The following is a 15,321-nucleotide window of genomic DNA, read 5'->3' as shown; positions in this document are numbered from 1 at the left end:
TCTTATATAAAGAAGCGACCAAGATTTTCTTGGTCGCTTCATGTTCGTATAACACTCATATAATACCTAAAGAACTAGCTTTACAGTTAAATAATCCACCTTACTTGTATGCTCTTCCATTTAAGGAAACTAGAGAATCAAATAATTGTGTTTCATCTAGAATACTCTCAGTTGGAGTTCTTTCCGTTATTGCAAGTTCTTTATACTTACTAGTAATTCCCTTAACAGCTTCTAATATCGATGGTTTAGAAACTTTGGAATCACTTTTCCTATACTCTTTAATTAAATCAGAAACTGCAAAAATCCCTAATTCCTTAAATTTCTGAGTTCGGTCATGATCATTCAAAGTTTCATTATTACTGATTCTTTCAACATTAAACCTTGTATTGTTTACTTTTTCGTCATAAGCCATCCTAAACTCTAACGAATTTTTCCAACCATAGTCAGAATTGTAAACAAACTTTTCGCCAGTTATGTCTTCAATAGCCATAGCTAGAATATATTCATAGCATCCAGCATCTCTACTATCATAAATAGCATCGTAAAGAGGTTTAATTGCCTTCAGTCCCAGTTTCAATATTCTTTGATAGTTTTTAGAATTCCTAATAAACTTTCCTGGATGTGCCTGCATAGCCACTTGTGGATTAGTCTTCGTCTCAGTTTCTAATTCCACCATCAACTTATTCATGGATCCCTTTATATCATCTAACGTTTCAGCATAAGCTACGTTTACTGGCATCAATTTATGAGCTATATTCCCACTATTCTTTGATGCTGGATTATTTCCAATAATAAAAATTCCAGTAAATACAAATAGAACCAATAAAAGTAAAGTTCCTAGCGAAATATACATTTTTTTCTTAGACATAGTATTACACCTCCTAGAATTCTAATTCGCAGTGTATTTGTGTTGCAAAGAACCATAAACAGAATTAGGGTAATAAGGATCATGACTACCATGGTTAAACAGCTCCAATTGTCCCCATTTAGCACGGCACCACTTAAGACCAGTAACCTTTGCAAAATGAACAATTTTATCAGGAGAATGACCATACGCTAGAATAAATGGATCATATTTATAAGGTCTATAACCTTTCTTTGCCAGATAATTATCCAATTGCGCTTTAGTAGCACCATCATCACCAAAGTCACTAGGCCATTCGTACGTCATACTACCAGTTGCAAATCCTAGACAATTATATGCTGGCGTAGCCTTATCGCTATAAAACCATGTCCATGAAATACTATCATAAAACGATTTTGGTTGAGATAAAGTATACGCATAAGCAACAGAATTGGATGTGAAAAACAACATTCCAACAACCATTACATAAGTGGTTATTGCTGATAACATCTTTCTTTTTCTAATCATTTGTAAGCACCTCCTTAAAAACAACATCTTTAACTAAGATTGAGATTAATCAGATTTTATCTCGAATGATCACTATTCTTGTACATTTTATGATTTTTTTATAATGTCACATAAATTATTCCATCCTTTCTGCTATTATTAATTTGTTGTATACTCTCATAGTGTAGGATATTATCTTAGCTAAGTATCCATAGAGATTAAATTCTATTTTTCGCTTAACGTTAAGATAATTCGTTATGTCTTCGTTGCCTAAATGATTCATCCACTGTCTAAACAGTTATACTATAATAATATTAATATAACATGTTATATTAATATTATCAAGACACAAATTCATCTTAATCACCTAACTTATTTCTACCAATTACAGTGAACGCTCCAGCACGGTTAAGCGGGAGCATGTTACCGTTAATCAAATACAAGTCACCACCCTCACAGGCGGGAATCTTATCCAAGTTTTCTAACTGTCTAATATCGTTTGCGCTCATCCAACCGTTTTGACGAGCGGTAGCATAACCATTCATACGACTCTGATAGTCTCCTCGAAGAAGACCATCCACGTTAAACTTCACATAATAGGTTTCTTTCTCCTTATCAGTAAAAAGCCGCCTCGTAATAGACTGTTCAAAACGAGCCACCCAAGGATCCAGCGTGTATTTAACAAACTCCAGCGACTGCTGCTCAATATTAGAAAAACTCGATTTTTCCAAATCACCAACCATGTGTGGCGGGACTCTAAAAATACGAGCGATCTCGTTAATCTGAAACTTACGAGTTTCAAGAAACTGTGCTTCGTTAGGCGAAATAGAAATAGGCGTATACTTCATGCCTTCCTCTAAAATCGCTATCTTATGCGAGTTAGAACCCGAGAACCCCTTATTCCAACTATCCCTCATACCAGACGGATCTTTTACTGTCCCGGGGTATTCCAAGATTCCGCTTGGTGTAGCACCGTTAGCGAAAAACGATGCACCATACTCTTCCGTAGCTATCGCCATACCGATAGCGTTTTTTGCCATCGCAATAGGCGAATAGCCAACAAGACCGTCAAAACCAAGACCGGGAATATGAAGCACGTCAAAAGGTTTAAGTTTCACACTCGTTTCTTTACCCGCTAAAACATCACTATCATTTAACGTATACTCGTAAAAAATTTGACCACTCTCATCACGGTCAACTCTCATACGATCAGGCATTAAAGGGTATAAGCCTAAAACCTCGCCTTTACCGTTTCGAATAATCTGTGCGTAAGCATTACCCCATAACAGTAGATGCGTCATCAAGGTTTCTCTAAACACGAAGCTTGTCATTTCAAGATTCGGCTCATCATGAAGCACCTTATACAAAGGATGTTTAACCGCTTTAGCCGTACCCGTACTCGTGCGCTCATACACGTGAAGCGGCAGGCTCGCCACCGCCTCAGACAGGATACGCACACACGAGTAGACAGCCGTCATCTGCATCGCCGAACGCTCATTCACCCTCTTACCGGACGAGGACGCGCCCATTAAGAAACGATAACCGCCGCCTAACATCTTGTTTTCAGGCTTATCTCTGCTCTTAAAAATTTTACTAAAAATATTCACGACCCACCTCCTTACATGAATAGGATTCCTCGAGCGTCATACACACTCTCCGTGTTCGCGTTACCGCATCTGATGGCACGGTCAAGTGCCATGATGGTTGCGATAGCACCGTCTATTTTCTCGGTTGATTTTTCCTTATCTGCCTTAATGTTTCCTGCAGGATCGGTGCGGATGAAAATGTTATCCATATTCCAGCGAAGCACCGGATGCCCTGCGTGTGCGATTTTCTGCTCGAGCACAAGCTTCATAAGCTCCTTGGTAGGCGGACTCATATCCTTGAACCCTTGTCCGAACGGAACCACGGTAAACCCCATGTTTTCAAGGTTTTGCACCATTTGCACCGCACCCCAACGGTCGAAAGCAATCTCACGAATATTGAAACGTTCACCTAAAGTTTCGATGAATTTTTCAATAAACCCATAGTGAACAACGTTTCCTTCCGTAGTCTTAATAAACCCTTGTTTTTCCCACACGTCATAAGGCACATGATCACGATTCACTCGAAGGGTAAGTGTGTCTTCAGGCACCCAAAAATAAGGTAGGATACGAAACTTATCCGACTCATCTAAAGGCGGAAACACAAGCGAAAAAGCCGTAAGATCGGTAGTGCTTGAAAGGTCAAGACCCCCGTAGCAAACCCTGCCCTCAAGTTCTTCCTCGTTCACCTGAAAACCGCAAGCATCCCATTTTTCCATCGGCATCCAACGAATAGACTGTTTCACCCACTGGTTAAGACGAAGCTGACGGAAAGCATTCTCTTCACCAGGATTTTGCCGGGCTGACTCGAAAGCAGCTTTAACTTTCTCCATTTGAACCGTCACTCCAAGAGAAGGATTAGCTTTCTTCCACACCTTAGGATCCGTCCAATCATCCGAATCTTTTGCACCATAAATCACGGGGTAAAAAGTTGGATCAATTTTCCTGCCCTCGAGAATATCCACTGCTTTCTGATGCGTCTCATAGCAGATCGAATGCGTATCCGTACCAGCCGTGGTAATCAGAAAATACAGTGGCTGCATGCGAGCGTCCCCGGAGCCTTTAGTCATCACGTCAAAAAGTTTACGGTTTGGCTGCGTGTGAAGCTCATCAAACACGACACCGTGAATGTTAAACCCGTGTTTAGAGTACGCTTCAGCAGACAATACTTGGTAGAAACTGTTAGTTGGTAGGAAAATAATACGTTTTTGCGAAGCTAAAATTTTAACCCTACGGTTAAGAGCCGGACACATTCTAACCATGTCAGCCGCCACATCAAACACGATCGTTGCCTGCTGACGGTCCGCCGCACAACCATAAACTTCCGCTCGCTCCTCATTATCCCCACAGCATAAAAGCAAGGCTACTGCCGCGGCAAGCTCACTTTTACCCATTTTCTTAGGTATTTCAATATACGCGGTATTAAACTGACGGTAACCATTCGGTTTCACCACGCCAAACAAGTCCCTAATAATCTGCTCCTGCCAGTCAAGGAGCTTAAAAGGCTTACCAGCCCACGTTCCTTTCGTGTGTGTTAAACATTCGATAAAACTTACAGCATAATCCGCTAAATCCTTACTATACGTTGAATCTTCTTTTTTAAACTTAGTAACCTCGTATTTTTCCAACTTAAGCTCCTCCTTTCTTTAGGCATAAAAAAAGACGCTTACTTGCGTCCACATCATTTCTTAGTTTTTCTTAACGAGAAACAGGGCCTAAAAGCCCTGCTACTTTTAACTAAACTTAAAGTTTTTAGTTTCTAGCGTCGAGGATCATTTCTAAAGCCTCGTTTGCAAGCTTGCTTGTTGGCATCATGTCCCAGCCTCTATCGTAGTTTGCGATAACCTTGTTATTGTTTTTCAAAGTAAGCTTGGAAATTCTTCCCTGGTTAATCCCATATTCGCTTGGCTCTTCAAAAACCTTCATACTGTAGCTTACAACCTGATCTTCAACTTTAAGCGTATCTTGTTCCCACATGATTTTTTCTCCTTTTTCTGTGTTTTTTGCTGATACTATATATCACTCTAAAAGCACGCAATAGCAAGCCATAAACGAGAAAAAATCGCGGATAATTCCACGATTTTTCTCCAGCCTTCCAACCCTATGGCTGACTATCCCCCCTTCTTTTAGCTTCTTGCTTGTTGAATCGCTTGATAAGCTTTCTGAATATCCTTGTCCAAGGTTTCAGCATCCGCAAACAGTTCAAACTCCGTATCGTTTAGTTTTCCTCCGCTTACCTTCCAAAGCTCCTCGTGAGCTTTACTGGCGCAGGTTTTTGCTGTTTGCGCAATATCGAGCATGCTGATAGCCGAACTAATTTTCCCTTCTTCAGCTTTTTTGACCGCGTTTAGCGCGTAGCGTCTGCATGTTTTAACTTCGTTTGCGAGGTTTTGTAAAATTTCTTTTTTCACAGGTTTTCTCCTTTGCGCACGTGTTTTTGCTGATACTATATATCACTCTAAAAGCGCGCAATAGCAAGCTTTTAAGCCAAGAAACACCGGGTATTTACACGTTTTTCCCCACCAGTTTTCGCTAATTTTTTTACTCTTAAAAACCGTTAAAATGTTTCTAAAATCATGCGGAAATAATAATCACCCAAAAATCATCTACTACAGTCAAACATGCTTTTACAAAAACCTCGTTCTCTTGCTCTAAAATCGCGAAAATTTCTTCAACCAAAGAACCCGTAGGACAGTCTTCACTCAACTCGTACGCCTGGTCTTCACTCGCATACAGCATTACGCTCACCCCCGTTTCTAAAAGCGCAGGAGCCTTCTAAACGGGAAAGCATAATTTTCCTGTCTTGTTTAAACTCGTCTCCTATAAACCCGAGTCTAAGAAGAAAACATCTGAAAGCATACTTATCGTTAACCTGCTTATGCTTACTATTATTTACGCGTTTAATTTCCACGCTCATTTTACAAAGACTGTTTATAAACTTCGCATAGGATGCCAAGCCTGGTTGGTTAGCCTGCTCAAACCAAGGAAAAATAAGCTTATCATCTTCTTCCTTAATATTAAGACTGTTCACTCCTAACGCTTTTTTAATAAGATCACCCTTATTATCAAGAATTTTCCTAAGCTTTACCACATCAGCCTTATCTTTAGGAAACTCAACACTAAAACATTGCGTACCATCACACGCGCAGACTGGAAGACTTATACCATAGTCAGCGTCTAACATGTTTTTTAAATCATCTAAATTTTCTTCACTACTACACGTGACCGTACCATCTTTACTAATGTTGAAAACACCTATCTTGTAAGACATACTCGGAGTTTTTAAGTAAACAGCCTTTACTCCCGTAGAATCCTCTATAGCTTTAATAAGCGGCTGCCTATCTTTTCCTTTTAACCCGTATTTTAATTCCATTTTGCCTCCTTTAGATTTTTTCGGGTACATATATAAATCACTCTAAAGAAGGTTTTTAGCAAGCGTTTGCAAACTATTTTTCATATAAAATACGAGTCTTACTTGTTAGTAAATACTTCAGTAAACGAGTATTCTTTACCGCCTCTTAAAACTTTCACACTCTTATCATTTCCAACCTGCTCAATATAACGTTTCACGATCACGTCACAATATTTCTCGTCAAGCTCGATAGCGTAGCAGATTCTACCCGTCTGCTCGCAGGCTATAAGCGTGCTACCACTTCCAGCAAACGGATCTAACACAAGCGAGTTCGTCATACTCGAGTTTTTAATCGGATACGCTAAAAGAGCTATTGGTTTCATGGTTGGATGATCAGCGTTTTTCTTAGGCTTTTCAAACTCCCAAACTGAAGTTTCTTTCCTACCCGCGTACCACTTGTGTTTACCTTTTTTCTTCCACCCATACAAACATGGTTCATGCTGCCACTGGTAAGGGCTTCTACCCAACACCAGAGACGGTTTCTTCCAAATACAACAACCTGAAAGATAAAACCCCGCGTCCTGGAATGCTTTTCTAAAATTCAACCCCTCCGTGTCAGCATGAAACACGTAGATAGACGCATCATCTGCCATCGCCTGCTCCATGTTCACGAACGAGTTGAAAAGAAACTGGTAAAACTTATCATCCTCCATATTATCGTTTTTGATTTTCCCAGCAGAACCCTCATAGTTCACGTTATAAGGCGGATCAGTAACCACCAGATTCACTTTAGTATCCTCAAGAAGCGTCTTAAATGTTTCTAACTTAGTAGCATCACCGCAAATAACATGATGCTTACCAAGCGTCCACATGTCACCCGTTTTAGAAAAACACGGTTCTTCCAGCTCTTTTTCAACATCAAAATCATCATCACTCACGTCTTTATCAGCATCGAAAATACTGGAAAGCTCCGCCTCGTCAAACCCGAGAAGATCAAGATTAAAATCAGCTCCTTCGAGCTCCGACAACTCAACAGCTAATAGCTCATTGTCCCAGCCTGCGTTAAGTGAAAGCTTATTATCCGCAATAATATAAGCACGCTTTTGTGTTTCAGTTAAATGATTTTCTTTCACACACGGAACTTTTTTAAGACCCAGTTTTAATGCCGCGGCAAGCCTGCCATGCCCTGCGAGAATCGTATTATCCTCAGCCACTAGAATCGGGGATAGAAAACCAAACTCGCGAATACTTGCCGCTATCTGAGCTACCTGCGCCTCAGAGTGAGTGCGAGCGTTTCTCACATACGGGATAAGCTCACTTACGTCAGCCAAATAATACTGCATTTCTTTTTCCATAAGCTTTCCTCCCGTTAGAAAAGACCCCAGCAAGCCAGCTTTTCAAAACCACCCACCGAGTCAATATAATCTTTCGCAATTTTCACAATCTGCGCATACGGTTTACCATCAACCATTTCATCCCCGATAGCACAAGAAAACTCAACCACCCGACCGGTCTCCTGCGCTTTCAAAAACGCGTAAATATTAACCGACACATCAGCTTTCGTAAGATCCTTACCATGAAGACCGCCGCCCGTAACAGCATCAGCCATATCTGACCCGAGTTTTCGGTTAACCGCTCCCGTATCCACGTTGATACCGCCCGTCCAGTCGCCTAAAGGATTAACAAACGCATTCGGATACTCTTTCAATAAGTCTTCTCGTTTAGCGTGAGACTGGCAGATGATAAGCTTTTCACCATCAAGAACATACTTGCCGTCATACGGATACTTTTCATAAACCTTTCGAGCAATAGCAGAAAGTTTCTTCTGCTCGCCTGTTAGTGGTACGCCTTTAAAAATCCCGTTATCAGCGCAGCGAACCATACCATCCTGGTTTCGGCTTAAATGCTTATCCTGCGGCACGACCGTAATATCAATCTTTACTTTCCCAGGGCTTAAACGGTGGATAATATTTTTAATATCCTTAAACTTAAACATCACCGTGCTTTCAATACACACGGCACACTTACCATGCCCGAGCATCACTTCAACAGCAATCTTCGGATTCTCATCCAGCTTGTAAGCCAGATCAACAATTGCTCCAGCAATACGATCCGCAATCTTGTCCGGGTGACTTGGGTTTACTTTTTCTATCATAATTTTTCTCCTTATAAGTTTTTACGTGTAATAAGCAGGCGTTCCATTAAATCGTTTTGGGGTGAAACGCCATCAAACTCAGTCGAACAGTTTTCTTTCACAATTTGGAAAATCTCATTCCAAAGCCTGACCGCTTGATTCATGTAGTTAATACCAATATTGATAAAAGGCGATGGTATCGGTTTACCTGTGGTCGGATGCTTGGAAAGAAACCCGAGTTTACTGGTTACTTCCTCACATTGAATCCAACGAGCACAACTCATCGCATACCGTTCAATAAGAGGAGACGGGACTTTACTGCTAACACCAATGTCTTTTAGCCACTTCCACGTTTCAGCGAAAATTTCTCTAGCCTGAAGCTGAGTACCGTCTTTTTGCGTGGCGGATAAAAACTCGTGAGGCTGAGGCATTTCAGCACCTTCAAGCTCCGGAATATCAAGAACGCTTAAAGGCCTGCCACCAGGGTTTCCTTCACTCGCTTTTTCAACAACCGCTTTCTTTTTACGCCCGGCACCCACGCGTCTGCCGCCACGACCGCCGATATTATTTGATTTTGTAGGCAAACTTTCCGCCTCCTTCCCACGTGAGTTTTAACTACTAAAAAATTTCGTGTCTGATTTTCCCTATTGCCCTTTTGATTTCGCTGTTTTTACGCAAAATACCCTGCGCCCGTTCCCCATGGGGTAGGCTCGTAGAGATTTAAACCCCCCTAGGGGGTGGGTTATTTGTTATGCCAGCGATCTCCACGCTTAGCGTGAATTTTAGAATGACAGGATTTGCATAGAGAAATAAGATTATTCCTCTCATGCGTTCCGCCTTCAGCAATCGGTTTAATATGATGAACCTGCTCAACAGGCACAAGCATATGGTTCTTAAAGCAAAGCTCACAGAAAGGATGCTCTCTCACATAAGAATCCCTGACTTTCTGCCATGCTCTGCCGTAACGCTTGTGAGCATCATAAGGACGCTCGTATTTTTCGTAGCGCCGGTTCTCTTGTTTTAAGTGTTTCTCACAAAACCTGCCGTCAGTTAGGTTCGGACAGCCTTGATAAGAACACGGTCTTTTAGGTTTTCTTGGCAAGACTCATCCTCCCTTCGGGAAGCTTACACTTGTGATACAATTGTTAAAATAAAATAGTTTACAGGTAGTTGTTATGAAAAAATGTAAAACCGTAGCAAATATCCTTTGGGCATTAGGCGTTTTCTCATTACTTTTAGTGATTTTAGAAGAAAGAAACATTACGCATTTTCTTCCCATATACTCAGTCCATAAGCCTACAACTACAGAGCAAATTAACCTATCCAATACGCTAACGCTATCCATTTGCTGTATAGGCTATCTTCTTTTAGGCATATCACTAGTTCTTAAAATCGTTACCGCTACATCAACAAAGAAACTGCCTCAAACTAACAAGCCAATATATATAAAGATCATACTTATCTCATTAAAAGTAGTAGCAGTCATTTTCACACTGCTCATAATTGCCTTCTCCTTATTATTTGCTTTCTTTTCCTTCCTAGTTTTAGTTGTTGATTTTAATACTCCGCAATAAGTAACTCAAAATAAGAAGGAGTTCACAGCATTAAAATGCTATGAACTCCTTCTGCCTATAGAAATATGATAATTAGCTTGCCATAAACTCCGCATACATTTGACCTAATATCTTGGCTTCCGTCACCGTAGGCAAAACATCAGTTTTAGCAGCTTGTTTCAAAAGGTCTTTATTTACATTTTTTAACGGGCCAAAATCTATACCATCAGCTAGTTTCTTGAAGGCACTAATGACATTATCTTTAGACGAATTAAATCGTTCTTGATAAAACATCTTGATTCTTTCACGCTTACTATGCTGATATAGCTGTGATATAGATTTTGAAAACCTTGTATCACTATTATCTTTCTTCATGGAAGAAACAATGAGATAGGCATCTGCGTCTGCAACCACGTCATCGTAACCAAATCCTTGTCCATCAGTTTTGCTACCCAAATGCTCCTTTAACCACTCCGATAAATCTTGATCTTTGGCAACCCTCCTATAATTTCCAAACATTTGTAGTAAATCTAACGACCATCCACCTAAATCACCTAAGCTGTAATCACCTTTATTTTCTGGTATTCCCCAGCAAATATAGCCTAAGGCAGTAGCAGCCATATGAGCAATATCTATAGTTGATACTTTGTCCTTAATAGAAGGCTGTTTTGAACATACAGCATGACATACAGACCGAGACTCCATATCGTTTTTGTCGATATTAGGTTCTGGAGTGTAAAGCCTCCACAATCCAAAGTATTTGTCACCCCAATATTCTGGTTTTCGCAGGTATTCAAGAATATATTGGCCAACCGCAAATCGATATGCAATCAATGGGTTAAAAATACCTTCAAACGCTTTCAAACACTCTTTTTCTGTTGTAGTCACCCATTTAATAAATTGAGTTTCGTCTTGCTGATATTTCTGAGATGATAGCACACTATTACAGGCTGGTATTTTCCCATTGTAAGCAACTTTGTCTAAGTCCCATTTACCGCCATATCCTGAGATTTCATGGAATTGATCATAGTTCCAGTTTTTAGGAATTGGGAATCCCAGATTGCCACTAAAACCAGTAGACATATCTGATACGAAACTAGAAACAGACAACCCTACATTAGATATCCTTGTACACACATTACGTGACGCATAAATGCCCACTGAGTAACGAGAATCAATAGTTTCATTAATACCTTTAAAATAAGGAATAATGTTACTATCAATCTGATAATCATAAATATCCATGTCTACCGCAAAATAGATTACTGTTGCTGGTACGCCTTTAGATAATGCTGCTTCACTAGCTTTCTTACCGTGTTCAAGACCTTTTTGATACGTAAAGTCGCTAAGGTTACGACCATTTTCTTGGAAAATAGGGAAATATTTCAAGCCTCCGTCAACAATACGTTTCAGCTCACCTTCACGGATTTCTTTAAACGAGCCACCTGTTAAATAACGTCCAACAATTTCATATCCATCACGTTTAAGAGTATTGAGTAATTCCGAAGTAATTTCAAAACGTGTGTCGCATGCTTTTGCTTTTCTGTCTGGATTGCCTTTACTAGTTAACAATGACATCCACGTGTTAACATCAAGTGCTCCGCTGACTGGAAGCTTATAGTCTTTCTGGAATTTGGTGAGTTGCTCAGCAAAATCATCATCCCAATTCTCATTTTGAAGACAATCATATCTAATACAATTAAGTACAGCTTTTGCTAACCACACCCACTTACCATAGGAAGAAGCGTTTTGCCTGCTAATAGTTTTCAAATTACGTCGTGTACCATGTCCAAAATTGCCCGTGGCATCATCAGGCGAATAACCCTCTAACGACTGTAAAATCTGAATAAGTGCAGTGTTCATTTCTCGACCATACAAGCCGTCACAAGGAATGATACCAGTATAATCCTTATAGGTTCGATTAACAGTTTGTTGAATAATTCTAACAACGCCAGTACCACCGTAACGATTTAGTAAAACAAACTGTTGCATAGAAAGAAGAGCTTTCATTACATCAATTGTGACTGTAGAATCACCACCAATACCCATATCATTCTTCAACTCTTTAACAGCACGCCCCGTTCCACTATAAAAGTGTTGCGTAATATTATTACTTGTCGAATAACCCTTACACCATAAAGCACCCTGAATAATAGAGTAAACATTACTTTTCGACTCATCACTATCATCTTGTTGTTTAACACCGTGCGGATAACGTTCGTTAAATTTCCGTGTTGTATCAGCACCAAAATTATTTGCTGTTGCTGTTATACCAAGCTCAATCTGCAAAGCACGAATAAGCCCATTAATTGTATCCCAACCAGTATTCCCATCAGTAATAACTGAACCAAACCCAGGCTTATCACCATAGGTTTTGTTTAACCATTGCTGTGTTTGCAATACCATCTGATCCATGTTGTGCCCTCCTTTTAGGCATGAAAAAAGCCCTGAAAGATTACTCTTTCAAGGCTTAGTATTTACAGTTTTTGCTAACTATATACTACCATATAGAAGGCTGTAACATCTCGTATCAGAGCGTACCAAACCGTACCATTTTTTCAGATTTGGATTAGATTATCTGGTAAAACTATGTGCTCTAACGCTTTCCCATGCCCTCTTATAATCGTCATTCTGCTAGCATGGAGTTCTTTACCAATATCCTCCCACGTCATGTTACTCATGTAACGGTAGCGTAAAATCATCTGCTCATCCACGCTTTCAAGTTTAGAAATCACATCCAAAATCTGCTCTTTCAAACTGATAAGCAGCGTGATCTCCATGTTAATCTTTGCTTCTAAATCCATAACCCTTATAAGAGCTTTCACAAACGGAGCTTCCACGCTTCGAGTCGTCTGCACATACTCTCGGTCGTATCTTAATGAAGAAACACTTGTAGCAAGCTCACGCAGTCTTACTACCTCATCCATGTCAGCTTTAATCCGCTTATCAAGAAGATAGGCTTGCCGTAAGTATTCTTTTTTGTTCATTCTTACCTCCATTTTGAGGTAAGTTCTCTCTAGAACCCCTTTCCCTCACTTCGTTAATTGATAGTCTTGCTTTAACCGACTCGATTAAAGCATCCTGCACTTTAGCCTTCATGCTTAAAGCCCTCATCACATCCTCATCAATCGTGTTCTTAGTGATGATGTGATGGATTACAACCGTGTCGGTTTGACCCTGACGGTTAAGCCTGGCGTTTGTTTGTTGGTAAAGTTCCAAACTCCAAGTCAGGGAAAACCAGATAAGAGTTGAACCGCCAGCCTGTAGGTTAAGACCATGACCTGCAGAAGCCGGGTGAATCAACGCCACAGGAATCATGCCGGCATTCCAGTCAGCAATATCAGCACTCGTTTTAATCTCACGCACGTTAAAACGATTCTTAATCCGCTCAAGATCATGCTTAAACCAGTAAGCTACAAGCACCGGTTTACCGTTAGCAGCCTCGATTAAATCCTCTAAAGCATCAAGCTTACGATCATGAATATGAACGCTTTCTTTTTTCTCGTTATAAACCGCGCCGCCTGCCATTTGAAGAAGCTTATTTGAAAGAGACGCTGCGTTAATCGCATCAATCTCTTTACCCTCCAACGACACCACCATATCCTGTTTCAGCTCATCATAGAGTTTTCGCTCCTTACCGGATAACTCTACTTTCACCTCGTTTATCACACACGCTGGCATTTTCAAATAGTCTTTTGACTTCATCGAAATCGTAATATCAGCTATCTGCTTATAGATTAAACTCTCAGCACCATCTTTAGGCTTGTAGGAAAAAATCATGTGCTGGTTACGCTTATCAGGATTAAAAAAGTTCTGCCGATAATACGTAATATAACGGCCTAGCCTTTGACCCATATCAAGCAGCCTAAACTCAGCCCACAAATCCATCAGCCCGTTAGAAGAAGGCGTGCCTGTAAGACCTACAATCCTTTTAACTTTCGGCCTAGCCTTCAGTAATGCTTTGAAACGTTTCGCCTGGTACGATTTAAAACTTGAAAGCTCATCTATCACAACCATGTCGAAATTAAACGGCAGGCCGCTTTTCATTATCAGCCACTCCACGTTTTCACGGTTAATAATATAAACGTGAGCAGGCGTTTTTAGTGCTTGAATCCGCTCCTTCTCACTGCCCGTCACAATAGAATAAGTCAGGTGTTTTAAATGCTCCCACTTTTCTAATTCTAAAGGCCATGTAGTGTTTGCAACCCTAAGAGGAGCGATAACCAGTGTGCTAGAAACATCAAACGAGTCAAGCATCAGGTCGTTAATCGCTGTAAGACTTATCACACTCTTACCAAGTCCCATTTCAAGCAAAACCGCTGACACTGGGTGTGTGATAATAAAATCAGTCGCATACTTTTGATACTCATGTGGCTCGTATCGCATCAATCATACCTCCAATCTGACTTGTCTCATCAACCACGAAAACCTTAAAACCTAAAGCCTGTAAATCCTTCATCCGTTTCAGCTGTAAAACTCTAGGCTTTTTACCTGGTGCTTTAAGCTCTACAAAACCAATCTTGCCGCCGTTGAGTAAAACCAGCCTGTCAGGAAGCCCGTCAACAGAAGGACTCGTAAGCTTTAAACAAAGTCCTCCCGCAGCTTTAACATCACGGACGAGTTTTCGCTCAGTTTCCTTTTCTCGTAAAAAGCCCATCAGATACCTCTTTTGCCATCTCAATTATTTTCTTATCAACTTCGTTTCTCGGCTCATCGGAAACATCACCGTAAAACACGTCAATATAGTGATTGTTTAACTGTGGGTGATCTTTGAACATGTTGTCCTCAGCATGCGAAGATACTTCATCAATCATGTTCATGGCTTTTAACAGTCTGTCTTGATCTTTCGCTAAAAGCAGCGGACTGATATCAACCACTAATTGGTTAATCAGACTCTTAGTCAGTCGCATTGCTGCTCCTGCTTGCTTGTAGGTTTCTACTGTTCTCTCTTGTTTGTTAATCATGGTTTATTCCACCTTTCTCAAATCTTATTTTTCATTTATTGGATAGTGTTGTTTCATTCGTTGGTTTTGCCCGTTTACATCAGGCGAATGTTATTTGTGTAGCCATGTATGCTTTAGACCCATCTTTTACTTTTCTCTATATATACTTATATTTCTTTTATTTTTTTCTTCTTATATAAAAAGTAAAGAAAAAGGGTACACTACAATACAAAACCCCTATTTATCAGGCTTTTCTTTCTTGAAAACGTGCATGGTAGCGTGTAGGCAAAGACTATTTTCGTGTATGAAAAAATCCTATAGAACATTTTTCTCTGAACCCGGTTTTTACCATACGAAACATTTGCCTACACGCCAATACATTTTTCAGGAAGTATCTTTCAGTTT

The 15,321-nt window shown here is 40.2% G+C and carries 18 protein-coding genes; 1 reads left to right on the top strand and 17 read right to left on the bottom strand.

Annotated features, from left to right (window positions below):
- Positions 1–100: 100 nt before the first annotated feature.
- The 12 genes from HXT37_RS03935 to HXT37_RS03880 form a co-directional block, all read right to left on the bottom strand.
- Positions 101–868: a hypothetical protein gene (locus HXT37_RS03935; RefSeq protein ID WP_004104990.1), complete on the bottom strand. Its 768-nt coding sequence runs from the start codon at positions 866–868 to the stop codon at positions 101–103.
- A gap of 21 nt (positions 869–889) precedes the next feature.
- A complete protein-coding gene (locus HXT37_RS03930) occupies positions 890–1,372 on the bottom strand; it encodes a DUF7689 domain-containing protein (RefSeq protein WP_016815963.1) in 483 nt (160 codons plus the stop codon).
- A gap of 338 nt (positions 1,373–1,710) precedes the next feature.
- Complete coding sequence (locus HXT37_RS03925; RefSeq protein ID WP_421779299.1) at positions 1,711–2,958, bottom strand: phage portal protein; 1,248 nt, start codon at positions 2,956–2,958, stop codon at positions 1,711–1,713.
- An 11-nt stretch (positions 2,959–2,969) separates the two neighbouring features.
- On the bottom strand, positions 2,970–4,562 hold the full coding sequence (locus HXT37_RS03920; protein WP_421779298.1) for a terminase large subunit: 1,593 nt from the start codon (positions 4,560–4,562) through the stop codon (positions 2,970–2,972).
- Positions 4,563–4,686: 124 nt separating this feature from the next.
- A complete protein-coding gene (locus HXT37_RS03915) occupies positions 4,687–4,911 on the bottom strand; it encodes a DUF7678 domain-containing protein (RefSeq protein WP_075523004.1) in 225 nt (74 codons plus the stop codon).
- 149 nt (positions 4,912–5,060) lie between these two features.
- Positions 5,061–5,345, bottom strand: a complete 285-nt coding sequence (locus tag HXT37_RS03910) for a hypothetical protein (RefSeq protein ID WP_032839407.1) — start codon at positions 5,343–5,345, stop codon at positions 5,061–5,063.
- A gap of 163 nt (positions 5,346–5,508) precedes the next feature.
- The gene (locus HXT37_RS03905; protein ID WP_421779297.1) at positions 5,509–5,673 is read right to left on the bottom strand and encodes a hypothetical protein; all 165 of its coding nucleotides are present in this window, start codon (positions 5,671–5,673) and stop codon (positions 5,509–5,511) included.
- Positions 5,657–6,307 carry a virulence protein gene (locus HXT37_RS03900; RefSeq protein ID WP_421779296.1) on the bottom strand — a complete coding sequence of 217 codons (651 nt, stop codon included), beginning with the start codon at positions 6,305–6,307 and terminating at the stop codon, positions 5,657–5,659. Before HXT37_RS03900 ends, HXT37_RS03905 begins: the two co-directional genes overlap by 17 nt.
- Positions 6,308–6,405: 98 nt before the next feature.
- Complete coding sequence (locus HXT37_RS03895; RefSeq protein ID WP_421779295.1) at positions 6,406–7,641, bottom strand: site-specific DNA-methyltransferase; 1,236 nt, start codon at positions 7,639–7,641, stop codon at positions 6,406–6,408.
- A gap of 14 nt (positions 7,642–7,655) precedes the next feature.
- A complete protein-coding gene (locus HXT37_RS03890; protein ID WP_421779294.1) occupies positions 7,656–8,441 on the bottom strand; it encodes an S-adenosylmethionine synthetase N-terminal domain-containing protein in 786 nt (261 codons plus the stop codon).
- Between the two features lie 11 nt (positions 8,442–8,452).
- On the bottom strand, positions 8,453–9,004 hold the full coding sequence (locus HXT37_RS03885; protein ID WP_421779293.1) for a P27 family phage terminase small subunit: 552 nt from the start codon (positions 9,002–9,004) through the stop codon (positions 8,453–8,455).
- 158 nt (positions 9,005–9,162) lie between these two features.
- Positions 9,163–9,522, bottom strand: a complete 360-nt coding sequence (locus HXT37_RS03880) for an HNH endonuclease (protein WP_033888731.1) — start codon at positions 9,520–9,522, stop codon at positions 9,163–9,165.
- A 73-nt stretch (positions 9,523–9,595) separates the two neighbouring features.
- Between HXT37_RS03880 and HXT37_RS03875 the strand changes: the two genes are divergently transcribed.
- Complete coding sequence (locus tag HXT37_RS03875; protein WP_032842297.1) at positions 9,596–9,994, top strand: hypothetical protein; 399 nt, start codon at positions 9,596–9,598, stop codon at positions 9,992–9,994.
- Positions 9,995–10,066: 72 nt separating this feature from the next.
- Here HXT37_RS03875 and HXT37_RS03870 read toward each other — a convergent pair whose 3' ends face one another.
- The 5 genes from HXT37_RS03870 to HXT37_RS03850 all read right to left on the bottom strand — a co-directional run bounded on the left by HXT37_RS03870 (position 10,067) and on the right by HXT37_RS03850 (position 14,937).
- Entirely contained in the window at positions 10,067–12,388 is a 2,322-nt protein-coding gene (locus HXT37_RS03870; protein ID WP_421779292.1) for a glycoside hydrolase domain-containing protein, read from the bottom strand.
- Positions 12,389–12,531: 143 nt separating this feature from the next.
- On the bottom strand, positions 12,532–12,960 hold the full coding sequence (locus tag HXT37_RS03865) for a sigma factor-like helix-turn-helix DNA-binding protein (RefSeq protein WP_421779789.1): 429 nt from the start codon (positions 12,958–12,960) through the stop codon (positions 12,532–12,534).
- Positions 12,920–14,359: an SNF2-related protein gene (locus tag HXT37_RS03860; protein WP_421779291.1), complete on the bottom strand. Its 1,440-nt coding sequence runs from the start codon at positions 14,357–14,359 to the stop codon at positions 12,920–12,922. Before HXT37_RS03860 ends, HXT37_RS03865 begins: the two co-directional genes overlap by 41 nt.
- Complete coding sequence (locus tag HXT37_RS03855) at positions 14,340–14,630, bottom strand: VRR-NUC domain-containing protein (protein WP_421779290.1); 291 nt, start codon at positions 14,628–14,630, stop codon at positions 14,340–14,342. The genes HXT37_RS03860 and HXT37_RS03855 overlap by 20 nt, the downstream gene beginning before the upstream one ends.
- Positions 14,602–14,937, bottom strand: coding sequence for a hypothetical protein (locus tag HXT37_RS03850; RefSeq protein WP_020758835.1), 336 nt, complete (start codon positions 14,935–14,937; stop codon positions 14,602–14,604). The genes HXT37_RS03855 and HXT37_RS03850 overlap by 29 nt, the downstream gene beginning before the upstream one ends.
- Positions 14,938–15,321: the final 384 nt, after the last annotated feature.

The organism is Gardnerella sp. DNF01151, assembly GCF_049244235.1.
Lineage (GTDB): Bacteria > Actinomycetota > Actinomycetes > Actinomycetales > Bifidobacteriaceae > Bifidobacterium > Bifidobacterium swidsinskii.
The sequence above is the reverse complement of the archived record's forward strand: the minus strand, read 5'-3'. Positions and strand labels throughout refer to the sequence as shown.